The sequence below is a fragment of the Pelagerythrobacter sp. Soil_C_18 genome, assembly GCF_057657235.1.
In genome coordinates this window covers 739,137-758,758 of record NZ_JBDGIU010000001.1, presented here as the reverse complement: position 1 = coordinate 758,758, position 19,622 = coordinate 739,137, and the positions used below count along the sequence as shown (strand labels likewise).

Genomic DNA, 19,622 nt, shown 5'->3' with positions numbered 1-19,622 from the left:
TACCCACGTCATCCCAGCGAAAGCTGGGATCGGGTGCCGCAATGTCCGACCTGGAGGAGAGCGATCCCAGCTTTCGCTGGGATGACGGCGTGTGGCTTCGCTCAGTCGTCGGACTTCTTCTCGGGCAAGCCCTTGCGATCCGTGTCCGCCAGTTCCTCGAGTTCGCTCTCGCTCATCGAATCGTACATGCCTTTCGATGCGCCCTTGAGTTCGGAAACCTTGGTGTCTCCGCGCTTGGCGGAGAGGGCCGCGCCGGCGGCTTTCTGCTGTGCTTTCGACTTGGCGGGCATCTTGCGACTCCTTTCCGGTCTATAGCTTCAGGCGCTCAGGTTCCGACCCGGCCCGGTTCGTCGGCAGGGCTGTTGCCGCCTTCGGGCGCGTCGATCTCGTCCACCCGGTCGTCCACGATGCTGTCGGTTCCGGTATCGGGCTGGGTAGCCTCGATCCGACCTTCCACCGTTCCCTGGCTTTCCACCTCGTCCTGCGTCAGCGCACCGGTGACCCAGATGATGGTGAGGAAGGCGATCGCCAGAAACGTGCCGACGATCAGCACCCAGCGCACGACTCCTTCCTTGGAGCCGCCGCTCGCTTCGGTTTCGTTCACGTGAACTTCGTCGCCCCGACGTTCCATTGCTCTCGCTCCCGCAGACTGTTGCCCGACCCGTTGTGGTTCGGAAGAAACTACGTCTGGCGAGCGCCAATGTTCCTGTCGGGGCGGGCGGCTCAGTCGCGCAGAAGCTCGTTGATTCCGGTTTTCTCGCGGGTCCGCGCATCGACCGTCTTCACGATCACGGCGCAGGCGAGCGAGGGGCCGCCGTTCGGATCGGGCAGCGTGCCGGGCACGACCACCGAGTAAGGCGGGATCTCGCCGCGGGTGATCGCGCCGGTCGCGCGGTCGACGATCTTGGTCGACTGGGTGATGAACACGCCCATCGCGACCACGCTGCCTTCGCCGACGACCACGCCCTCGACGATCTCGGAGCGGGCGCCGATGAAGCAGTTGTCGCCGATGATCGTCGGGTTGGCCTGCAGCGGCTCGAGCACGCCGCCGATCCCGGCGCCGGCGGAGATGTGGCAGTTCCTGCCCACTTGCGCGCAGCTACCGACCGAGGCCCAGGTGTCGATCATCGTGCCGTCGCCAACGTGGGCGCCGATGTTGACGAAGCTCGGCATCAGCACGACACCCTTGCCGATATGGCTGCCGCGGCGCACGATCGCGCCGGGCACGACGCGGAAGCCGGCGGCGGCGAAGCGCGCATCGTCCCATCCGGCGAACTTGCTCGGCACCTTGTCGTAGGCGGGGGCGCCGACTGCGCCCTCGATCACCGCATTGTCGCGCAGGCGGAACGAGAGGAGCACGGCCTTCTTGAGCCACTGGTTGACCTTCCAGCCCCCTTGGCCGTCCGGCTCGGCGACGCGCGCCTGGCCGCTGTCGATCAGCTCGATCGCCGCTTCGACCTGCTCGCGGATCTCGGCCGAATGCGGACCGACTTCGGCGCGGTTCTCCCATGCGGCTTCGATGGCGGTTTCGAGTTCGGCTGACATGCGGCGCTCCGGTCGGTTGATAAAGGCGCCCGGCTGCTAGCCCGGCAGGGCCGGGGCGGCAAGAAAGCTAATCTAGCCCCGCCGCTTGCGCGAACTGATAGGCGCGCTCGACAAGCGGCTTCACGCGCTCCGACATCTGCTTGGCATGAGCGGAGGAGGCGGTGCCGTCGATCACGCGCTTCTTGATGCCCTGCATGATGCCGGCGAGGCGGAACAGGTTGTAGGCGAAGTACCAGTCCATCGGCGGCACCGGATAGCCGGTGCGCGCGACATAGCGCTCCACCGCTTCCTCCACCATGGGAATGCCCAGCGCCTCCAGATCGAGCCCGAGAAGCCCCGCGCGTCCATCGGTCGGGTTGTACCAGTTGAGCATGAGATAGGCGAAGTCGGCGATCGGATCGCCGAGCGTCGACAGCTCCCAGTCGAGCACTGCGAGCACGCGGTTCTCGTCGCTCGCGAAGATCATGTTGTCGAGGCGGTAATCGCCGTGAACGACGCTCGATTCGTGCTGCGGCGGGATCGTCTCGGGCAGCCATTCGATCAGCCGGTCCATCTCCGGGATCGTCTCGGTTTCGGAGAGGCGATACTGCTTGGTCCAGCGCGCGATCTGGCGCGCGCAGTAGTCGGTCGGCTTGCCGAAATCGGATAGACCGATGGCGTCCGGATCCTTCAGGTGGAGGTCCGCCATCGTGTCGATCATCGCGTGATAGATCTCGCGGCGCTCGCCGGGCGTATTGTTCGGCAGCGCGCCGTTCCACAAGCTCCGACCGTCAGCGAGGCTCATGACGAAGAACTTCGACCCGATCACCTCGGGGGCCTCGCACAGGCCGTAGGGACGGGGCACGGGAAAGCCGGTCGGGTGGAGCGCGGCCATCACGCGGTATTCACGGTCGACCGCGTGGGCGCTCGGCAGCAGCTTGCCGAACGGCTGGCGCCGGAGGACGTAGGACGCGCGCGGCGTGTCGACGCGGTAGGTCGGGTTCGACTGCCCGCCCTTGAACTTGGCCAACGTCAAGGGCCCCTCGAAACCCTCGACGTTGGCCTTCATCCAGGCGGTCAGCGCCCCCTCGTCGAGCTTGTCGCGATCGGGCACCGCGACGGTGCCGACCATTTCCTTTTCGTAGTCGATCTCGGTCATATGATCAGTCGAACACCACCACGCTGCGCGCGCTGTGGCCGGCGCGCATCTTGTCGAAGCCTTCGTTGATCGCCTCAAGCGGAATGCGCTCGGCGATGATCGTGTCGAGATCGAGCAGGCCGCGCATGTAGAAGTCGACGAGCCGCGGCAGATCGACCGGGAAGTGGTTCATCCCCATGATCGCGCCCTGCAGTTTCTTGCCCGAAAGCAGGTCCATCGCGCCAAGGCCGACCTTGCAGTCGAGCGGCATCATGCCCAGGATCGTCGCGGTGCCGCCGCGGCGCAGGACTTTGACCGCGAGGTCGGCGCTCGCCTGCCGCCCGACCGCCTCGATCGCGTGATCGACGCCGCCGTTCGAAATGCGCACGATCTCCTCCACCGCGTTGTCCGCCAGCGCATCGACGGTGTGGGTCGCGCCGAGCACTTTGGCGAGCTCGCGTTTCTCGGGCAGGGGGTCGACCGCGATCACCCGGCCCGCGCCGGCGATCCGCGCGGCGTTGACCGTGGCGAGCCCTACGCCGCCGCAGCCGATCACCGCCACCGTCTCGCCCGGCACGACCTTGCAGGCATTGAAGATCGCGCCCGCGCCCGTGGTGACGGCGCAGCCGATCACCGCCGCGCGGTCGAGCGGCATGTCCTTGTCGATCGCGACGCAGGCATGCTCGTGGATCAGCATCTGCTCGCTGAACGCCGAGAGGTTGAGCATCTGGTTGACCGTGCCAGAGCCGCCAGCCCGCGTGATGCGCGGCGCGTCGGTCGGCGCGCGGCGCGTGTCGCCGCCGAGGCAGAGCGCCATGCGGCCGGTGACGCAGAACTCGCAGTGCCCGCAGAAGGCGGAGAGGCAGGTGACGACGTGATCGCCCGGCTTCACCGTCCTGACCTCGCTTCCGACCGCGCGCACCACGCCGGCCGCCTCATGCCCGGGAACGCAGGGCAGCGGATGCGGATAGGCACCGTCGATGAAGTGGAGGTCCGAATGGCACAGGCCGCAGGCCTTGGTGTCGATCAGAACCTCGTGCGGGAGCGGCTCGGCCAGTTCGATCTCGCCGATGACGAGGCCGTTGCCGGGCTGTTCGAGAAGTGCTGCCTTGGCCATCAGCGCGTCGCCCCGATATCGCCCGAGCTCATCGTGTCGCTGCCCGGCTGCGGCGCGTGCTTGGCGAACTCCATCCGCGCGATCGATCGGGCATGGACCTCGTCCGGCCCGTCGGCGAGGCGCAGGGTGCGCTGGTGCGCGTAGGCTTTCGCGAGCCCAAAGTCCTCCGACACGCCGCCGCCGCCGTGCGCCTGGATCGCATCGTCGATGATCTGCAGCGCCATGTTCGGCGCCTGGACCTTGATCATCGCGATTTCCTGCTTGGCGGACTTGTTGCCGACCTTGTCCATCATGTCCGCCGCCTTGAGGCAGAGCAGGCGAGTCATGTCGATGTCGATCCGCGCGCGGGCGACCCGTTCCTCCCACACGGAATGCTTGTAGATCGGCTTGCCGAACGCCTCGCGCTCCTGCAGGCGGCGGCACATCTTCGCCAGTGCTTCCTCGGCGACGCCGATCGTGCGCATGCAGTGATGGATGCGGCCCGGGCCGAGGCGGCCCTGCGCGATCTCGAACCCGCGCCCTTCGCCGAGCAGCAGGTTCTCGGCCGGGACGCGCACGTCCTTCAGCGCGATCTCCATATGGCCGTGCGGCGCGTCGTCGTAGCCGAAGACGGGCAGGTGGCGCTCGATCGTGACGCCTTCGGCATCGAGCGGCATGACGATCATCGACTGCTGCTGGTGCCGTTGGGCGCCGACATCGGTCTTGCCCATGACGATCGCGATCTTGCACCGCGGATCGCCCGCGCCGGACGACCACCACTTGCGCCCGTTGATGACGTAGTGATCGCCGTCACGCTCGATGCGGGTCTCGATATTGGTCGCATCCGAACTGGCGACCTGCGGCTCGGTCATCAGGAAGGCGGAGCGGATCTCGCCCTGCATCAGCGGCCCCAACCACTGCTCCTTCTGCTCGCGGGTGCCGTATCGGTGGAACACTTCCATATTCCCGGTGTCCGGAGCGGAGCAGTTGAACACCTCGCTCGCCCATCCGATGCGGCCCATCTCCTCGGCGCAGAGCGCGTATTCGAGATTGGTCAGGCCCGGCCCGTCGAATTCGAATGTGTCGTCGACGTGGCTGAGTTGGCCCTGCGGCGGCATGAAGAGGTTCCAGATGCCCTGCGCCTTGGCCTTGGCCTTCATGTCCTCGACGATCGGGATGACTTTCCAGCGGTCGCCCTGCGCATCCTGTTCGGCGTAGGTGCCGACGTTCGGGCGGACATTGGCTTCGATGAAGTCGCGTACGCGATCGCGCCAGTATTGCTGCCGTTCGGTGGGTTCGAAGTTCATGGTCCGCTCAATCCTCTTTCGTGTCTCTCGATTCCGTTTCACGGCGAAACTGGCAGAGCCGCATGGCCCCGCCAAGCCGCAATCTGTCAGGGCGCCGTGCCGCTCGCGTCGATGTCGCCGCGGGCCGCTGCGTCCAGTGTGGCGAGGCGCGCTTCGTGATCGGCACGGTCGATCGGGAACCGCGCCAGCCACCAGGCGGAGAACGTGCCCAGAAGCGCGATCATGATGCAGTATTGCACGATGACGCTGTCGATGATCGGCGCCGCGACCGCGCCGGGCGTAGCGTCGGTGGGCAGGCCGGAGATCGAGATGATCAGGCCCGCCAGCAGGATGCCGACGCCGGTGGCGCATTTCTGGACGAACCAGTTACCGGAATAGAACGCCGCTTCCGCGCGGCGCCCGGTCCGCTCCTGAAACGCCTCGACGATTTCGGCGACCATCGAGGAGGCCGAGATGAGCACCATGACGCTCAGGCTGTTGCTCGCCAGGACGAAGGCGAAGAGCAGCGCCGTCGAAGCGGTGCTGCCGACCTCGGGCCATAGACCAAGGAGGCGCAGGCCGTAGGGGATGAGCCAGAAGATCATCGCCAGCACGGTGGTGACGGCCGCCACCCTGATCTTGCCGAACCTCCTGTGGAGCGTGCCCAGTGTGAGGAATGCGACCACCACGCTTGCGAGCAGCACGAAGGGATAGATCGCCAGCGCGCTTTCGGTGAACTCCCACACGAAATAGAACAGGTAGTTGGACAGCGCGAAGGTCATGCCCTGGGTAATGTATGCCGCGACGGCCCCCAGGGCGAAGATCAGGAACGCGCGTTCGGAGAACGATTCGATGATCTCGTCGAACGCGGTCTTCAGGCTGAACGGCGGCGGTTTGGTCTCGGGATAGCGCGCTATGAACTTGTGCTGCCCGAGTGCGGAGATCAGCGTCGCCGCGACGATGGTGATCGCCCCGACGAGGCCGTACGTCTCGTATCCCTCCCGATCGAGCAGGCCGTCGCTCAGGAAAACGCTGTAGGTCAGGAACAGCAGCCCCAGCCCCCCGGTCCAGCCGAACAGGTAGCGATAGCGGAACAGCGTCGTGCGCTCGTCGTAATCGCGCGTCAGCTCCGGCACCAGCGCCACCGACGGAACCTCGCAGGCCGAGAGCAGGAGCCGGATCAGCACCGCCATGCCGAGGAGAAGCGTGAAACTCGGCGGCCCATCCACCGGCGGCGACCACAGGACGTACCAGGCGATCCCGAGCGGGATCGCAGCGAGATAGAGCCACGGCAGACGCCTGCCCCAGCGGGTATAGGTCCGGTCCGACAGGTTGCCGAGCAACGGGTCGACGAAGGCATCGACGACCAGCGCGATGACCAGGGCGAGGCTGACCAGCCACGCCTCCATCCCCAGCACGAGATTGTAGAAGGTGAGCAGGAAGACGGAAAAGCCGTTGTCCTTCACCCCGAAGGCGATCGACCCGAATCCATTGGCGAGCTTGATCCGCAGCGGCAGCGGACCCGTGTGGGCAGGCGCCGTCATCGGCGGCCTGTGGACGCGCACGCGAACGGGTGCGTCGCGGGGATATGATACACAGGGCCGCTCGCGGCCGCCGTTCTGCCAGAGATTCGCATGCGGGCCTCTCCTCCCGGAAATTCGCGCGCAGCTTACGGGAACGTAAAGCCCCGTCAACGCGCTCGTGGTGACGCTACGGCATCGCGCAAAAACATGTTCGCGCTTGCGGCGGCGGGCCGAATCACCTTAACCTGCACGTAAACCGGCGGCGTTCGAGCACCGCCGCGATCTTCCCGAGAGGAGCCTGATTCCATGTCTGATCTCGACACGTTCCGCGCGGAAACGCGTGCCTGGCTGGAGGCCAACTGCCCGCGCGAAATGCGCGAGCCCGTCCGCGACGACGAGGACGTCTACTGGGGCGGCCGCAACGCCACCTTCAAGAACGACGCGCAGAAAGCCTGGTTCGAGGCGTGCCGCGACAAGGGCTACACCGTCCCCGCCTGGCCCAAGGAATACGGCGGCGCCGGCCTCTCGCCGGCCGAGGCCAAGGTCCTGCGCGAGGAAATGGCGCGGATCGGCGCGCGTCCGCCGCTCTCCAGCTTCGGCATCTGGATGCTCGGCCCGGCCTTGCTCCACTTCGGCACTGAAGAGCAGAAGAAGAAGTATCTCAACGAGATCGCCGGCGGCGAAATCCGCTGGTGCCAAGGCTATTCGGAGCCGGGATCGGGCAGCGATCTCGTCTCGCTGCAGACGTTCGGCGAGGACAAGGGCGATCACTGGGTCGTCAACGGCCAAAAGATTTGGACCAGCTACGCCGACAAGGCCGACTGGATTTTCTGCCTCGTCCGCACCGACAAGAACGACAAGTACCGCGGCATCACCTTCATGCTGTTCGACATGGAAACGCCCGGGGTCTCGACCAAGCCGATCCTGCTGATCAGCGGCAACAGCCCGTTCTGCGAGACCTTCTTCGACGACGTGAAGGTGCCGAAGGACCAGTTCGTCGGCGAGATCAACCGCGGGTGGGACGTCGCCAAATACCTGCTGGGTCACGAGCGGGAGATGATCTCGGGCGCGGACAGCTCGGAACGCGGTGCGGGGATCGGTGCGATGCTCAAGCGCCAGACCGGCGCGCTCGATCCGGTTCTGCGCGCCGAGCTGGCGATGTTCGACGTCGACGCGCTCGCCTTCTCCGCCATGGGCGAGAAGTTCCTCGACGAGGTCAAGGTCGGCAAGGCACACCCCGCGCAGCCGAACATGATGAAGTACGCCGGCACCGAGCTGAACAAGCGCCGCCACGAACTCATCATGGCCGCAGGCGGCTCCACTGCGCTTGAGTGGGAGAGCGAGGATACCGACGGCGGCAAGCCCGCGCGAAGCTGGCTGCGGACCAAGGCCAATTCGATCGAGGGCGGCACCAGCGAGGTGATGCTCAACGTCATTTCCAAGCGCATCCTGGAACTGCCGGGGGCGTAAAAAGCCCTCTCCCCTTCAGGGGAGAGGGTTGGGAGAGGGGGCATCGCGCCCCCATCGGAATTGTCATTATTGAGGGCCGGGGGAGTTCCCCTCTCCCCGGCCCTCTCCCCTGAAGGGGAGAGGGAGTTCGAATGCCACTCTACCACACCGACGATCAGGCGATGCTTTCCGACACCGTCGGCCAGTTCATGGCCGAGGAAGGCGCGATCGCGAAGCAGCTCCGCCATTGGCGCGACCGCAATTGCAAGGACGGCTTCGGCCATGCACTGTGGAAGCAGTTCGCTGAAATGGGCTTCACCGGGATCCTCGTGGGCGAGGATGACGGCGGGCTCGGCATGGGCCATGTCGAGGCGGGAATCGTGCTCGAGGAGATCGGCCGCAACCTCACGCCGTCGCCTTTCCTGACGAGCGCAGTGCTCGCCGGCACTGCGCTCCAGCATGGCAGCGACGACGTGCGCGGGCGCTGGCTGCCGGGGCTCGTCTCGGGCGAGAGCGTGTTCGCGGTCGCGATCGACGAGGGCGCCAAGCACCGGCCGGAGCGGATCAGGACCCGGGCCGAGAAGTCGGGCAACGGCTTCCGCCTGTCGGGCCGCAAGGACTTCGTCGTCTACGGCGGCAGCGCGGACATGATCGTCGTCGCCGCGCGTACGTCCGGGGCGGAGGACGACGCGGAAGGCATCACGCTGTTCGCCGTGCCGAAGGACGTCGCAGGCATGAGCCACGATGCCGTGCGCCTCGTCGACAGCTCGATGGCGACGCACACCACCTTCGACAATGTCGAACTCGACGGGGACGCCGTGATCGGCGAAGTGGATGGCGGGCGCGAGGTCCTGAACAAGGTGCTGATGGCCGGCCGTGTCGGCGCGGCGGCCGAAGGCGTCGGTGTCGCGCGCGGGGCGATGGACATGACGGTCGATTACCTCAAGCAGCGCAAGCAGTTTGGAAAGCTGATCGGCGAGTTCCAGGCGCTCCAGCACCGCGCCGCGCATCTCTATTCCGAAGTCGAGATCGCCCGCGCCGTCACGATCAAGGCGCAGCAGCTCCTTGATGCCGGAAGCGAGAAGGCGGACCTGATGGCCTCGGTCGCCAAGGCCAAGGTCGGCAAGGCGGCGGGCCTCGCGGTCAAGGAAGGCGTGCAGATGCACGGCGGCATCGGCATGACCGACGAGTACGACATCGGCCTCTACATGAAGCGCGACCGCGCACTCGCCGAGTTCATGGGCGACGTCTACTACCACGCCGGGCGCGTGGCGGAGATGAGCGGCTATTGATATTCTCCCCTCCCGCCTGCGGGAGGGGCTGGGGGTGGGTATGGGCCGACAGGCCCACCCCGCTGCGACTAGGCGCCGCTTGGGCGCCGCCAAGTCTCGCTCCCCTCCCGCAGGCGGGAGGGGCAACTGGAGAAACTGCATGACCCTCAACGACCTCTTCAGCCTCGAAGGCCGGATCGCGCTCGTCACCGGCGGCAGCCGCGGGATCGGGCGGATGATCGTCGAGGGCTTCCTCGCCGCCGGGATCGAGCGGGTCTACATCACCGCGCGCAAGATCGACGAGATCGAGGCGACCTGCCAGGAACTTGGCGAGAAAGTCGTCGGCATCCAGGGCGACATCTCGACGATGGAGGGGATCGAGGCGCTGGTCGAGGAGGTCTCCGCCCGCGAGAGCCGGCTGGACATTCTGGTCAACAACGCCGGCGCCGCATGGGGCGCGGACTATATCGAGTTCCCGGAAAGCGGCTGGGACAAGGTCATGGACCTCAACGTCAAGACGCCGTTCTTCCTGACGCAGAAGCTTCACAAGCTGCTCACGGCGGCAGCGAGCCCGGAGCGGCCCGCCAAGGTGATCAACATCACCTCGGTCGACGGGCAGCGGGTGAACCCGTGGGAGACCTACTCCTACCAGGCGTCCAAGGCGGCCCTGATCCACCTCACGCGCCGCATGGCAGCACGGCTGGTGAAGGACCACATCTACGTCACCAGCCTCGCGCCGGGCGCTTTCCCCTCCAGCATGAACCGCGCCGCGCGCGATCAGGAGGAGAAGTCGGCTGCGGGGATTCCCAGCAAGCGGGTCGGCGACAAGTTCGACATGGGGGGCACCGCCGTCTATCTCGCGAGCCGCGCGGGCGACTACACGATCGGCGAGACGCTGACCGTCGACGGCGGCATCGTCAACGCGCACCTGCCGACGCACTTCGCCGAGCCGGCGTGAAATCGATCCTCCCCGAAAGCGGGGAGGGTTTCAGCTCATCAGTTCCCTGACGAAGCCGATTAGGCCCGTCTGGCGCGCGCGTTTCATGCGTTCGGCCTGGAGGATCGCGCGGACTTTCTCGAAGCAGACCTGCACATCGTCGTTGACCACGACGTAGTCGTAGCCGTCCCAGTGGCTGATCTCGGCGCGGGCGCGTTCCATGCGGCCGTCGATCACGTCCTTGCTGTCGGTGCCGCGGTTCTGAAGCCGGCGGTGCAGTTCATCGAGGCTGGGCGGCAGGATGAACACCCGCGCCACGTCCTGCTCGTCCTTCTGGTAGAGCTGCTGGGTGCCCTGCCAGTCGATGTCGAACAGGAAGTCCTGCCCTTCTTTCAGCCCGGCGCGGATATGCCCCTTGGGCGTGCCGTAGCGGTAGCCGAACACCGGGGCCCACTCGTAGAAATCGTCTTCCTCGATCATCCGGTCGAACTCGGCATCGTCGACGAAGTGGTAGTGCACCCCGTCGATCTCGCCGGGGCGCTTGGGCCGCGTGGTCGCCGAGACCGAGAGGCAGATCTCGTCGTCGGCCTCGAGCAGCATGCGCGAGATCGTGGTCTTGCCCGCGCCCGAGGGCGAGGAGAGGATGAACATCAGTCCGCGGCGGTGAAGAGTGTCCTGGTCGGCCATGCGCGCTCATGCGCCGAGCGACCGCGCGAAATCAAGCCCCGCGGTGGCGGTGCCGCGCGAGGCTATTCCTGCTGTGCCTTCGCCCGCAGCTTCCTGTCGCCCTCGCGCTTTGCCGCGCGGCGCGACTGGCGGCGGTCGAGCAGTGCCTTCGCCAGTATGCCGCCGCCGACCACGATCGCGCCCGGCACCGAGCGTGTCGCCACACGTGCGACGGCGTAGGACGCGAGTGTCTGCACCATGGAGCGATTTTCCACGATCTCCTTGGCGGTCGACTTGCCGTAGCGATTGCGCAGCAGGCCTTTCTCGAGCCCGAGACGGAGAACCCTGCCGCCGCTGCGCAGCAGGATGTCATGGATCAGCAGGTTGGTCGCGGGATTGGGGCTGGGGCCCGCGACTTCGCGGTCCGCGGGCGTCATCTTCCTCGTCGCCCTTGCGACCTTGGAAGACATACCGGTTCCGGTCTTACCTTTGGATTTCGCCATCGTTCGCCCCTCGATCCGCGGCGGGCGCAAGGCCGGCCGGATTACTTCTTGCGGCCGAAATCGACCGTGACGACGTTGGAGCCGTCTTCATCCTCGGAAACGACCGGGCCTTCGCCGTGTTCCGGCGCATCGTTCTCCGCATCGTCGTGCGCCTCGGGCGCCATGTCGGCGACGCTGGCCTGGAACTGCAGCCCGAAATCGACCGCAGGGTCGACGAAGGCGGTGATCGCGGCGAAGGGGATTTCCAGCTTGGACGGAACCTGATTGAAGCTGAGGCCGACGCTGAAGCCGTCTTCCCGCACTTTCAGGTCCCAGAACTTGTTCTGGAGCACGATCGTCATCTCGTCCGGAAACCGCTCGCGCAGGTGGGCGGGGATCGCAACGCCCGGCGCGTGGGTCTTGAAGGTGATGTAGAAGTGGTGGTTTCCAGGCAGGTCGCCGCCTGTCCCCTCGATCTCGCCGAGCACGCGGCCGACCACGGCGCGCAGCGCTTCCTGCACGATCTCGTCGTAGGGGATCAGGCTATCGGGCGTATCGTCGCTCATATGCCCGCTTGGTGAAGCCGCTTCGCGCGCCGGTCAAGCGCCAATGCTTGCGCCGTGCCCAGCCTTGCGTATAGCGCCGCACCTATGCGCACCGGCAGGATCGAGCGAAAGACCGCGGAAACCGCGATCGAAGTCGAGGTCAACCTCGACGGGACCGGCACCTATGCGGTGTCGACAGGGATCGGATTCCTCGACCACATGGTCGAGCAGTTCTCCCGCCACTCGCTGATCGACGTGACGATGAGGGTCGCGGGCGACCTGCACGTTGACCAGCACCACACGACTGAAGACAGCGCGATCGCGCTCGGGCAGGCGCTCGCCGAGGCGCTCGGCGACAAAGGCGGGATCGGCCGCTACGGCCAGGCCTACTCGCCGATGGACGAGACGCTGGCGCGGGTCGCGCTGGATATTTCCGGGCGGCCCTATCTCGTCTGGCGCGCAGGCTTCTCGCAGACGCGGCTCGGCGAATGGGACACCGAGTTGATCGAGCACTGGTTCCATTCGGTCGCCCAGGCGGCCGGGATCACGCTCCATGTCGAGCTGCTCTACGGCAGCAACAACCATCATATCTGCGAAGCGATCTACAAGGGATTCGCTCGCGCCATGCGCCAGGCGGTGGAGATCGATCCGCGCAAGGGCGGCACCGTGCCGAGCACGAAGGGCATGCTCGGTGGCTGAGAGGACCGCGCTGATCGATTACGGCGCCGGCAATCTCCACTCGGTCGAAAACGCGCTCCGCACGGTCGGCGCCTCGGTGGACGTAACCGCCGATCCCGATACGGTGCGCACGGCGGACCGTATCGTCCTCCCCGGCGTCGGCTCGTTCCGCGCCTGTGCGGAAGGATTGCGGGCGATCCCGGGGCTGATCGAGGCGATGGAAGAGCGGGTCGAGGTCGGCGGTGCGCCGTTCCTCGGCGTCTGCGTCGGCATGCAACTGCTCGCCGACCGGGGGCTGGAGCACGGCACGACGCCGGGTCTCGGCTGGATCGCCGGTGACGTGCGCGCGATCGAACGGACCGACCCGGCGGTCAAGGTGCCGCACATGGGCTGGAACGACGTCGCGCTCACCGCCCACGCGGGCCCGGTGCTCGAGGCGGGCGAGGCCTACTTCCTCCACTCCTTCCACTTCGCGGCGGAGAACCCCGCTGATATCGCTGCAATGACCGACCATGGCGGCGGGCTCGTCGCCGCGATCGCACGCGACAACGTGCTGGGCGTGCAGTTCCACCCTGAGAAGAGCCAGGCTTACGGCCTCGCGTTGCTCGATCGCTTTCTGGAGTGGCGCCCATGATCGTTTTTCCCGCTATCGACCTCAAGGGTGGCCAGGTCGTACGCCTTGCCGAAGGCGATATGGCGCGCGCCACGGTCTATGGCGACGATCCCGCGGCGCAGGCCCTGCTGTTTGCGGAGGCCGGGGCAGAGCATCTGCACGTCGTCGACCTCGACGGCTCGTTCGCCGGCAAGGCAGAGAACCGCGAGGCGGTCGAGGCGATCGTCGCGGCTTTCCCCGGCTACGTCCAGCTTGGCGGCGGCATCCGTACGCGAGAAGCGGTGGAGGGCTGGTTCGATCTCGGCGTCGCGCGGATCGTGATGGGCACCGCGGCGCTCAAGAATCCGCAGTTCGTCAAGGACATGGCGCGCGAGTTCGAGGGCGGGATCGTCGTGGCGGTCGATGCGAAGGACGGCATGGTCGCGACCGAAGGCTGGGCCGAAGTGTCCGACGTGCCGGTGGCCGATCTTGCGCGCCGGTTCGAGGATGCAGGCGTCGCCAGCGTGCTGTTCACCGACATCGGGCGCGACGGGCTGCTCAAGGGCTGCAACATCGATGCGACGGTCGACCTTGCGCGCCGGGTCGATATCCCGGTCATCGCCAGCGGCGGGGTGAAGGGACTCGACGACATCCACCTCCTCGCGCTCCACGCGAAGAGCCTTGAAGGAAGTGGGGGGATCGAGGGTGTGATCACCGGCCGCGCGCTTTACGACGGGCGGCTCGATCTGGCGACGGCGATTGCCATGGCGGCGCGGACGTGACCGTCCGCATTCGCGTCATCCCCTGTCTCGACGTGGCCGATGGCCGTGTGGTCAAGGGCGTCAACTTCGTCGATCTCAAGGACGCCGGGGACCCGGTCGAGCAGGCGCAGGCCTACGACGCCGCCGGGGCGGACGAGCTGTGCTTCCTCGACATCTCGGCCAGCCACGAAGGGCGCGGCACGCTGCTCGACATCGTGCGGCGCACGGCGGCGGTGTGCTTCATGCCTTTCACCGTCGGCGGCGGGGTGCGCACCGCCGAGGATGCGCGCGCGCTGCTGCTCGCGGGGGCGGACAAGGTCGCGGTCAACAGCGCGGCCGTGACGCGGCCCGAAGTGGTGGGAGAGATCGCGGCCCGCTTCGGCAGCCAGTGCTGTGTCGCTTCGGTCGACGCACGCCGTGTAGGCGAGGGGAAGTGGGAGGTCTTCACCCACGGCGGGCGCCGGGCGACCGGAATAGACGCGGTCGCGCACGCGGTCCGGCTGGCGGAACTCGGCGCGGGCGAATTGCTCGTCACCTCGATGGATGGCGACGGCACCCAGGCCGGTTACGACCTCGCGCTGACCCGCGCGATTGCCGATGCCGTGCCCGTGCCGGTGGTCGCCAGCGGCGGTGTGGGCACATTGCAGCATCTGGTCGAAGGTGTCACCGAAGGGCGCGCGAGCGCGGTTCTGGCCGCCTCGATCTTCCACTTCGGTACGCACACGATCGCCGAGGCGCACGACGCATTGCGCGCCGCCGGCCTGCCGGCACGCGGTTAATTCGGTCCCTTCTGCAAGTACCAATCCGGGACGGCGATGAAGCTTGGCTTGCGACCGAGACAAATTCGGCGTCAGGCGAACAGGACCATGCGAGCACTCCCGATCCTTCTCCTTTGCATCGCCGCTCCCGCCCAAGCGGCGGGAACGCCGCTGCCCGAGCCATCGAGCCTCGCGCTGTTCGGGCTCGGCCTCGCCGGCCTCGTGATCGGCCGGCGCATGGCGGCAAAGCGCAAGGCGCCCGACAAGGATTGACCGCGCCGCGCGCCGTCCGCATGAGGCGGCGCATGGACACGCTCTCGCGCCTCGAAGACATCATCGCCGAGCGCCGAAAGGCCGATCCGCAGTCGAGCTACGTTGCACAGCTCCATGCCCGCGGCCTGCCGGTGATCGCGCGCAAGGTGGGCGAGGAGGCGGTCGAAGCCGCCGTGGCCGCGCTGGCCGGCGAGCGCGAGGAGCTGGTCGGTGAAGCGGCCGATCTGATTTTCCACCTCATGGTCCTGCTCTCCGCCAAGGACATCCCGCTCGCGGAAGTGCTGACGGAGCTCGACCGGCGCGAGGGCGTTTCGGGACTGGATGAGAAGGCTTCAAGGAGCGAGTGATGCCGATCGACGCGACGCAGCCCTACGACGACGACAACATTTTCGCGAAGATCCTGCGCGGCGAGATCCCCTCGACCAAGATCTACGAGGACGAGTGGGCTTACGCATTCGAGGACATCAATCCGCAGGCCAAGGTCCACACGCTGGTGATCCCCAAGGGCCGCTATGTGAGCTGGGACGATTTCTCCGCGCAGGCGAGTGCGGAAGAGATCGCCGGCTTCGTCCGCGCCGTCGGCAGGATCGCGCGCGAGAAGGGGCTGGTCGAGCCGGGATACCGCCTGCTGGCCAATCTCGGGCAGCATGGCGGGCAGGAAGTGCCGCACCTCCATGTCCATCTGTTCGGCGGCGAGCCGCTCGGGCGGATGATCGCGAAATAGCCACGACTGGCAGTTTCAGTTGCTTGGCGACTCGGCGATCAGCTAAGGCCCCCGCGATCATGACCACGCGTCCTGTCCCCCCCGGCGGCCTGATCGATGGCACGCGCCATCTCTACGCCGTGCGCGTCTATTACGAGGATACGGACCTTTCCGGCGTGACCTATCATGCGAACTATCTGCGCTGGTTCGAGCGGGCCCGGTCCGACCTGCTGCGGCTGCTCGGGATCGACCAGCGCGCCGCGGTCGAGACGGGCGAGGGCGCCTATGCGGTTGCCGATCTGTCGATCCGCTATCTCCGCCCCGCGCGGCTCGACGACGATGTTGTGATCGAAACGCGCTGCACCGAGATGCGCTCGGCAAGCTGCCGGATGCATCAGCGCGCGCTGCGTGGCGACGAACTCCTTACCGAGGCGGAACTGAGAGTCGGCTTCGTCGCGCCCGACGGGCGCCCGCGCCGGCAGCCGCCCGCTTGGCGTGAAGCTTTCAAACCCCTCCTCCCCATCGAAGAAGAAACTCTATGATCCTGACGCAACTCATGGCGGCGACGCCGAACCGGCTCGACCCGGTCCAATTGTTCCTCGATGCCGATATCGTCGTCCAGCTCGTCATGGTCGGGCTGCTCGCAGCGAGCATCTGGACCTGGATGATCATCGTTTCGTTCAGCATGCGGATGGGCGGGATCCGCCGCCGCGCTGCCGCGTTTGAGGCGGACTTCTGGCGGACGGACGATTTCGACGGCTTCATGCAGCAGCACGCCAAGCGGAACATTCCCATCGCGCGGATCGCCGGGGCCGGCATGTCCGAATGGCGCCGCTCGACGAAGGGCGGGGTCAAGGACCGCGAAGGTCTGCGCGAGCGTGTCGCGCTGGCGATGGAAGGCCAGGTCGCGGAGGAGGCGGACGAACTCGCCGCACGCCTCAACTTCCTCGCCACCGTGGGCTCGGTCGCGCCCTTCGTGGGCCTGTTCGGTACCGTCTGGGGCATCATGAACAGCTTCTTCCAGATCGGTGCGCAGGAATCGAGCTCGCTCGCGGTCGTCGCACCGGGCATTTCCGAGGCGCTGTTCGCCACCGCGATCGGCCTGTTCGCCGCCATCCCCGCAGTCATCGCCTATAACCGCTTCAGCCACGCGGTGAACGCGTTCGAGGCGCGGCTGCAGCGCTTCGCCGACCGCTTCCACGCCAGCCTGAGCCGCGAACTGGAGCGGTTGTAATGGCGATGGGTCTCGCCCGTTCCGGCAAGCGCGGACGCGGCAGCCGCCGCACGCCGATGGCGGAGATCAACGTCACTCCGCTGGTCGACGTCATGCTGGTGCTGCTGATCATTTTCATGGTTACCGCGCCGATGCTGACCGCCGGCGTACCCGTCGACCTGCCCGACAGCCGCGCCAACGCGCTGCCGCAGGAGCCCGAGCAGATCACCGTTTCGATCGTCGGCGACGGCACGATCTATCTCGACCAAGCCGCGCTCGCGCCGGGCGAATTGCCGGACAGGCTGGCGAACATCGCACCGGGAGCGGACGGCAATCCGCCGCAAGTGACGCTGCGCGCGGACCGGTCGCTCGACTACGGCCGCGTCATGGCGGTCATGGGCGAATTGAACCGCGCGGGATTCAACCAGATCCAACTGGTCACGCACGGTTCAGTTTCGGCTCCATAGCCGGAGACCTTGATGGCAGACATCGCTCTATCCCGTGAAGAGAGGCTGGGCCTCGGCGTTGCCGTGGTGCTGCACGTCGCCCTGGTGGCGGTGTTGCTGTTCCAGCCGCGGGCGGCGGATCCGCCGGAAATTCCCGAACGGATGACGGTGAGCCTTGCAGAGGATGTGGGCCCGGTCGCCGAAGCGCCCGAACTCGTGGCCGAGAGCCGCGCGGCGATCGCCCCGACGCTGAGCGAAGAGCCCGCGCCCGCGCCGGCGGTAATCGAACCTCCACGCCCGGCCGAAGTCGAACGGCCTGCGCCGCCCGAGCGCCCGCGTCCGCGCGCGACGACCGCCCCGCGCCGCGAGGCGGAGCCGCGCCGCGAGCCGACGCCGCGCCGCACAAGCCAGCCCGAACAGCGACGCACCGAGCGCAGCGGCGGCAGCCGTGTCGGCAGCGACTTTCTCGCCGGATCGGGCTCGAGCACCACGACAGAGGAAACGCGCATTCCCGCAAGCCAGATCGGCGCGAGCGCGAAGGCTTCGATCATCCAGGCGATCATCCGCCAGATCAAGCCGCACTGGTCCGCCCCGCAAGGCGTTGACGCCGACAAGCTGGTGTCCATCCTCTCGTTCCGCCTCAACGAGGACGGGAGCCTTTCGGGCGCGCCGCGCGTAGTGGACCAGTCGGGCATCACGCCGGCCAACCGGCCGCAGGCCGCGCTCCACGCCGAACGCGCCGTCCGCGCGGTCCAACTGGCGGCGCCGTTCGACCTGCCGCCCGAGTATTACAACGCCTGGAAGTCGATCGACGGCGCCAGATTCGACAGGAACCTTTCGCAATGAAACCGATCCTAGCCCTTCTGACTCTCGCCCTCTTTGCCGCGCCTGCCGCAGCGCAGGAGGCGCCGCCGCCTGCTTCGGCGGGCGATCTTGGCGCACCCGTTCCCACCGTGGGCGAAGTCGAGACGATCGAACAGCAGGAAGGCGGCTTGACCTTCACCGTCACCGACGAAAGCGAGTGGCAGGACCTCGGCATCGCGATTCCCGGTTTCGCGACCGATCGCGACACGCCGACGCCGGCCAATTCGTCGGGCACCGCGGCGCTCGGCAAGGAACTGGCCCGCGTGGTCTTCAACGACCTCAAGAACAACGGGCTGTTCAAGCCGGTCGGCCCCGATTCGCTGCCACAGCCGACTTACCCGCAGATCACTGCGCCGAACTGGCCGACCTGGTCGAGCCGCGGCGCCGAGATGCTGGTGCACGGCTATGTCCGTGCGCGAGCCGACAACAAGCTGATCGTCGGCTGCTACCTCTACGACATGGCGCTCAAGAGTGAGCTCGTGCGCGAAGGGTGGGTGGTCGAGCCAGCCGAGTGGCGCCGGGCGGCGCACAAGTGCTCCGATCTCGTCTATTCGCGTCTGTCCGGCGAGGATCCCTTCTTCGACAGCCGCATCGCCTACATCGCGGAGACCGGCCCCAAGGATAACCGGGTCAAGCGGCTCGCGATCATGGATTCGGACGGTGCGAACCACCGGTTCATCACCACCGGGCGCTCCACCGCGCTGACGCCGCGCTTCTCGCCCGACTACAGCAAGCTGCTCTACCTCTCTTACGTGGACGGCAATCCCCGGATCTACGTCTACGACATCGGCACCGGCCGGCAGACGCTCGTGACCGAAAGCGGGAACCCGACCATCGCGCCGCGCTGGAGCCCCGATGGCCGCTATATCCTCTATTCGATGGCGGTCGCCGGCAACACCGACATCTACCGCGTTCCGGCCGGGGGCGGGCAGAGCGTGCGGCTGACCGATGCGCCGGGCATCGACATCGGCGGATCCTATTCGCCGGACGGCAGCCAGATCGTGTTCGAAAGCGACCGGTCCGGCGGGCAGCAGATCTACGTCATGAACGCGGACGGTTCGAACCAGCGCCGGATCTCGTTCTTCGGCGGGCGGGCGGCGACGCCCGAATGGAGCCCGCGCGGCGACCAGATCGCCTTCACCCGCATCGCCGGCGACTTCAACATCGCGGTGATGAGCCCGAGCGGCCGTAACATGCGCACGCTGACCGACGGCTGGCAGGACGAGGCGCCGACCTGGAGCCCGAACGGCCGGATCATTCAGTTCTTCCGTACGGAACGCGGATCGGGCAAGGCCTCGCTCTGGCAGGTCGATCTCACCGGTCGGAACCTGCGGCGTCTGCCGACGCCGGTGGATGCGTCGGACCCCGCCTGGGGACCGATTCTGCCTTGAATGCATTTGTGATTTGTCGCTTGGGT

General features: G+C 66.9%; 25 protein-coding genes. 15 read left to right on the top strand and 10 right to left on the bottom strand.

The window, feature by feature from the left end; translation table 11 throughout:
- Positions 1–101: 101 nt before the first annotated feature.
- From AC3A5N_RS03460 to AC3A5N_RS03430, 7 genes are all read right to left on the bottom strand, one after another.
- Entirely contained in the window at positions 102–290 is a 189-nt protein-coding gene (locus AC3A5N_RS03460) for a DUF3008 family protein (RefSeq protein ID WP_487735907.1), read from the bottom strand.
- Between the two features lie 35 nt (positions 291–325).
- On the bottom strand, positions 326–631 hold the full coding sequence (locus AC3A5N_RS03455) for a hypothetical protein (protein ID WP_487735906.1): 306 nt from the start codon (positions 629–631) through the stop codon (positions 326–328).
- A 92-nt stretch (positions 632–723) separates the two neighbouring features.
- Positions 724–1,545 (bottom strand): 2,3,4,5-tetrahydropyridine-2,6-dicarboxylate N-succinyltransferase, encoded by an 822-nt coding sequence (dapD, locus tag AC3A5N_RS03450; protein ID WP_487735905.1) that lies wholly within the window; start codon positions 1,543–1,545, stop codon positions 724–726.
- A 67-nt stretch (positions 1,546–1,612) separates the two neighbouring features.
- Positions 1,613–2,683, bottom strand: coding sequence for a phosphotransferase family protein (locus AC3A5N_RS03445; RefSeq protein ID WP_487735904.1), 1,071 nt, complete (start codon positions 2,681–2,683; stop codon positions 1,613–1,615).
- A 4-nt stretch (positions 2,684–2,687) separates the two neighbouring features.
- Positions 2,688–3,779: a Zn-dependent alcohol dehydrogenase gene (locus AC3A5N_RS03440; protein ID WP_487735903.1), complete on the bottom strand. Its 1,092-nt coding sequence runs from the start codon at positions 3,777–3,779 to the stop codon at positions 2,688–2,690.
- Positions 3,779–5,065, bottom strand: a complete 1,287-nt coding sequence (locus AC3A5N_RS03435; RefSeq protein WP_487735902.1) for an acyl-CoA dehydrogenase family protein — start codon at positions 5,063–5,065, stop codon at positions 3,779–3,781. Before AC3A5N_RS03435 ends, AC3A5N_RS03440 begins: the two co-directional genes overlap by 1 nt.
- A gap of 86 nt (positions 5,066–5,151) precedes the next feature.
- Positions 5,152–6,588, bottom strand: coding sequence for an MFS transporter (locus AC3A5N_RS03430; RefSeq protein ID WP_487735901.1), 1,437 nt, complete (start codon positions 6,586–6,588; stop codon positions 5,152–5,154).
- A gap of 285 nt (positions 6,589–6,873) precedes the next feature.
- On the opposite strand from AC3A5N_RS03430, the gene AC3A5N_RS03425 reads away from it, so the two are divergent.
- The 3 genes from AC3A5N_RS03425 (at position 6,874) to AC3A5N_RS03415 (ending at position 10,245) form a co-directional block, all read left to right on the top strand.
- A complete protein-coding gene (locus AC3A5N_RS03425) occupies positions 6,874–8,037 on the top strand; it encodes an acyl-CoA dehydrogenase family protein (RefSeq protein ID WP_487735900.1) in 1,164 nt (387 codons plus the stop codon).
- A gap of 131 nt (positions 8,038–8,168) precedes the next feature.
- The gene (locus AC3A5N_RS03420; RefSeq protein WP_487735899.1) at positions 8,169–9,308 is read left to right on the top strand and encodes an acyl-CoA dehydrogenase family protein; all 1,140 of its coding nucleotides are present in this window, start codon (positions 8,169–8,171) and stop codon (positions 9,306–9,308) included.
- Between the two features lie 139 nt (positions 9,309–9,447).
- Positions 9,448–10,245, top strand: a complete 798-nt coding sequence (locus AC3A5N_RS03415) for an SDR family oxidoreductase (protein ID WP_487735898.1) — start codon at positions 9,448–9,450, stop codon at positions 10,243–10,245.
- A gap of 30 nt (positions 10,246–10,275) precedes the next feature.
- On the opposite strand, the gene gmk is transcribed toward AC3A5N_RS03415, so the two are convergent.
- The 3 genes from gmk to AC3A5N_RS03400 all read right to left on the bottom strand — a co-directional run bounded on the left by gmk (position 10,276) and on the right by AC3A5N_RS03400 (position 11,938).
- Entirely contained in the window at positions 10,276–10,911 is a 636-nt protein-coding gene (gene gmk / locus AC3A5N_RS03410) for a guanylate kinase (RefSeq protein WP_487735897.1), read from the bottom strand.
- A gap of 62 nt (positions 10,912–10,973) precedes the next feature.
- On the bottom strand, positions 10,974–11,327 hold the full coding sequence (locus AC3A5N_RS03405) for a hypothetical protein (RefSeq protein WP_487735896.1): 354 nt from the start codon (positions 11,325–11,327) through the stop codon (positions 10,974–10,976).
- A 107-nt stretch (positions 11,328–11,434) separates the two neighbouring features.
- The gene (locus AC3A5N_RS03400; RefSeq protein WP_487735895.1) at positions 11,435–11,938 is read right to left on the bottom strand and encodes an SspB family protein; all 504 of its coding nucleotides are present in this window, start codon (positions 11,936–11,938) and stop codon (positions 11,435–11,437) included.
- A gap of 84 nt (positions 11,939–12,022) precedes the next feature.
- On the opposite strand from AC3A5N_RS03400, the gene hisB reads away from it, so the two are divergent.
- The 12 genes from hisB (at position 12,023) to tolB (ending at position 19,596) form a co-directional block, all read left to right on the top strand.
- On the top strand, positions 12,023–12,616 hold the full coding sequence (gene hisB, locus AC3A5N_RS03395) for an imidazoleglycerol-phosphate dehydratase HisB (RefSeq protein WP_487735894.1): 594 nt from the start codon (positions 12,023–12,025) through the stop codon (positions 12,614–12,616).
- Positions 12,609–13,229 (top strand): imidazole glycerol phosphate synthase subunit HisH, encoded by a 621-nt coding sequence (gene hisH / locus AC3A5N_RS03390; RefSeq protein WP_487735893.1) that lies wholly within the window; start codon positions 12,609–12,611, stop codon positions 13,227–13,229. Before hisB ends, hisH begins: the two co-directional genes overlap by 8 nt.
- Positions 13,226–13,969: a 1-(5-phosphoribosyl)-5-[(5-phosphoribosylamino)methylideneamino]imidazole-4-carboxamide isomerase gene (gene hisA, locus AC3A5N_RS03385; protein WP_487735892.1), complete on the top strand. Its 744-nt coding sequence runs from the start codon at positions 13,226–13,228 to the stop codon at positions 13,967–13,969. Before hisH ends, hisA begins: the two co-directional genes overlap by 4 nt.
- On the top strand, positions 13,966–14,727 hold the full coding sequence (hisF, locus tag AC3A5N_RS03380; protein ID WP_487735891.1) for an imidazole glycerol phosphate synthase subunit HisF: 762 nt from the start codon (positions 13,966–13,968) through the stop codon (positions 14,725–14,727). Before hisA ends, hisF begins: the two co-directional genes overlap by 4 nt.
- Positions 14,728–14,814: 87 nt before the next feature.
- Positions 14,815–14,979: a PEP-CTERM sorting domain-containing protein gene (locus AC3A5N_RS03375; protein WP_487735890.1), complete on the top strand. Its 165-nt coding sequence runs from the start codon at positions 14,815–14,817 to the stop codon at positions 14,977–14,979.
- 32 nt (positions 14,980–15,011) lie between these two features.
- Positions 15,012–15,326: a phosphoribosyl-ATP diphosphatase gene (locus AC3A5N_RS03370; RefSeq protein WP_487735889.1), complete on the top strand. Its 315-nt coding sequence runs from the start codon at positions 15,012–15,014 to the stop codon at positions 15,324–15,326.
- Positions 15,326–15,703, top strand: a complete 378-nt coding sequence (locus AC3A5N_RS03365; protein ID WP_487735888.1) for a histidine triad nucleotide-binding protein — start codon at positions 15,326–15,328, stop codon at positions 15,701–15,703. Before AC3A5N_RS03370 ends, AC3A5N_RS03365 begins: the two co-directional genes overlap by 1 nt.
- Positions 15,704–15,762: 59 nt before the next feature.
- Complete coding sequence (locus tag AC3A5N_RS03360; protein WP_487735887.1) at positions 15,763–16,224, top strand: YbgC/FadM family acyl-CoA thioesterase; 462 nt, start codon at positions 15,763–15,765, stop codon at positions 16,222–16,224.
- On the top strand, positions 16,221–16,916 hold the full coding sequence (gene tolQ, locus AC3A5N_RS03355; RefSeq protein ID WP_487735886.1) for a protein TolQ: 696 nt from the start codon (positions 16,221–16,223) through the stop codon (positions 16,914–16,916). The genes AC3A5N_RS03360 and tolQ overlap by 4 nt, the downstream gene beginning before the upstream one ends.
- Complete coding sequence (locus AC3A5N_RS03350; RefSeq protein WP_487735885.1) at positions 16,916–17,362, top strand: ExbD/TolR family protein; 447 nt, start codon at positions 16,916–16,918, stop codon at positions 17,360–17,362. Before tolQ ends, AC3A5N_RS03350 begins: the two co-directional genes overlap by 1 nt.
- A gap of 12 nt (positions 17,363–17,374) precedes the next feature.
- Positions 17,375–18,187, top strand: coding sequence for an energy transducer TonB (locus AC3A5N_RS03345; protein WP_487735884.1), 813 nt, complete (start codon positions 17,375–17,377; stop codon positions 18,185–18,187).
- On the top strand, positions 18,184–19,596 hold the full coding sequence (gene tolB / locus AC3A5N_RS03340; protein WP_487735883.1) for a Tol-Pal system beta propeller repeat protein TolB: 1,413 nt from the start codon (positions 18,184–18,186) through the stop codon (positions 19,594–19,596). Before AC3A5N_RS03345 ends, tolB begins: the two co-directional genes overlap by 4 nt.
- Positions 19,597–19,622 lie beyond the last annotated feature (26 nt).

Bases quoted from the DNA above. Each gene is read 5' to 3' on its own strand.
- AC3A5N_RS03460 (WP_487735907.1), bottom strand. From the start codon at position 290: ATGCCCGCCAAGTCGAAAGCACAGCAGAAAGCCGCCGGCGCGGCCCTC.
- AC3A5N_RS03455 (WP_487735906.1), bottom strand. From the start codon at position 631: ATGGAACGTCGGGGCGACGAAGTTCACGTGAACGAAACCGAAGCGAGC.
- dapD (WP_487735905.1), bottom strand. From the start codon at position 1,545: ATGTCAGCCGAACTCGAAACCGCCATCGAAGCCGCATGGGAGAACCGC.
- AC3A5N_RS03445 (WP_487735904.1), bottom strand. From the start codon at position 2,683: ATGACCGAGATCGACTACGAAAAGGAAATGGTCGGCACCGTCGCGGTG.
- AC3A5N_RS03440 (WP_487735903.1), bottom strand. From the start codon at position 3,779: ATGGCCAAGGCAGCACTTCTCGAACAGCCCGGCAACGGCCTCGTCATC.
- AC3A5N_RS03435 (WP_487735902.1), bottom strand. From the start codon at position 5,065: ATGAACTTCGAACCCACCGAACGGCAGCAATACTGGCGCGATCGCGTA.
- AC3A5N_RS03430 (WP_487735901.1), bottom strand. From the start codon at position 6,588: ATGACGGCGCCTGCCCACACGGGTCCGCTGCCGCTGCGGATCAAGCTC.
- AC3A5N_RS03425 (WP_487735900.1), top strand. From the start codon at position 6,874: ATGTCTGATCTCGACACGTTCCGCGCGGAAACGCGTGCCTGGCTGGAG.
- AC3A5N_RS03420 (WP_487735899.1), top strand. From the start codon at position 8,169: ATGCCACTCTACCACACCGACGATCAGGCGATGCTTTCCGACACCGTC.
- AC3A5N_RS03415 (WP_487735898.1), top strand. From the start codon at position 9,448: ATGACCCTCAACGACCTCTTCAGCCTCGAAGGCCGGATCGCGCTCGTC.
- gmk (WP_487735897.1), bottom strand. From the start codon at position 10,911: ATGGCCGACCAGGACACTCTTCACCGCCGCGGACTGATGTTCATCCTC.
- AC3A5N_RS03405 (WP_487735896.1), bottom strand. From the start codon at position 11,327: ATGACGCCCGCGGACCGCGAAGTCGCGGGCCCCAGCCCCAATCCCGCG.
- AC3A5N_RS03400 (WP_487735895.1), bottom strand. From the start codon at position 11,938: ATGAGCGACGATACGCCCGATAGCCTGATCCCCTACGACGAGATCGTG.
- hisB (WP_487735894.1), top strand. From the start codon at position 12,023: ATGCGCACCGGCAGGATCGAGCGAAAGACCGCGGAAACCGCGATCGAA.
- hisA (WP_487735892.1), top strand. From the start codon at position 13,226: ATGATCGTTTTTCCCGCTATCGACCTCAAGGGTGGCCAGGTCGTACGC.
- AC3A5N_RS03375 (WP_487735890.1), top strand. From the start codon at position 14,815: ATGCGAGCACTCCCGATCCTTCTCCTTTGCATCGCCGCTCCCGCCCAA.
- AC3A5N_RS03370 (WP_487735889.1), top strand. From the start codon at position 15,012: ATGGACACGCTCTCGCGCCTCGAAGACATCATCGCCGAGCGCCGAAAG.
- AC3A5N_RS03365 (WP_487735888.1), top strand. From the start codon at position 15,326: ATGCCGATCGACGCGACGCAGCCCTACGACGACGACAACATTTTCGCG.
- AC3A5N_RS03360 (WP_487735887.1), top strand. From the start codon at position 15,763: ATGACCACGCGTCCTGTCCCCCCCGGCGGCCTGATCGATGGCACGCGC.
- tolQ (WP_487735886.1), top strand. From the start codon at position 16,221: ATGATCCTGACGCAACTCATGGCGGCGACGCCGAACCGGCTCGACCCG.
- AC3A5N_RS03350 (WP_487735885.1), top strand. From the start codon at position 16,916: ATGGCGATGGGTCTCGCCCGTTCCGGCAAGCGCGGACGCGGCAGCCGC.
- AC3A5N_RS03345 (WP_487735884.1), top strand. From the start codon at position 17,375: ATGGCAGACATCGCTCTATCCCGTGAAGAGAGGCTGGGCCTCGGCGTT.
- tolB (WP_487735883.1), top strand. From the start codon at position 18,184: ATGAAACCGATCCTAGCCCTTCTGACTCTCGCCCTCTTTGCCGCGCCT.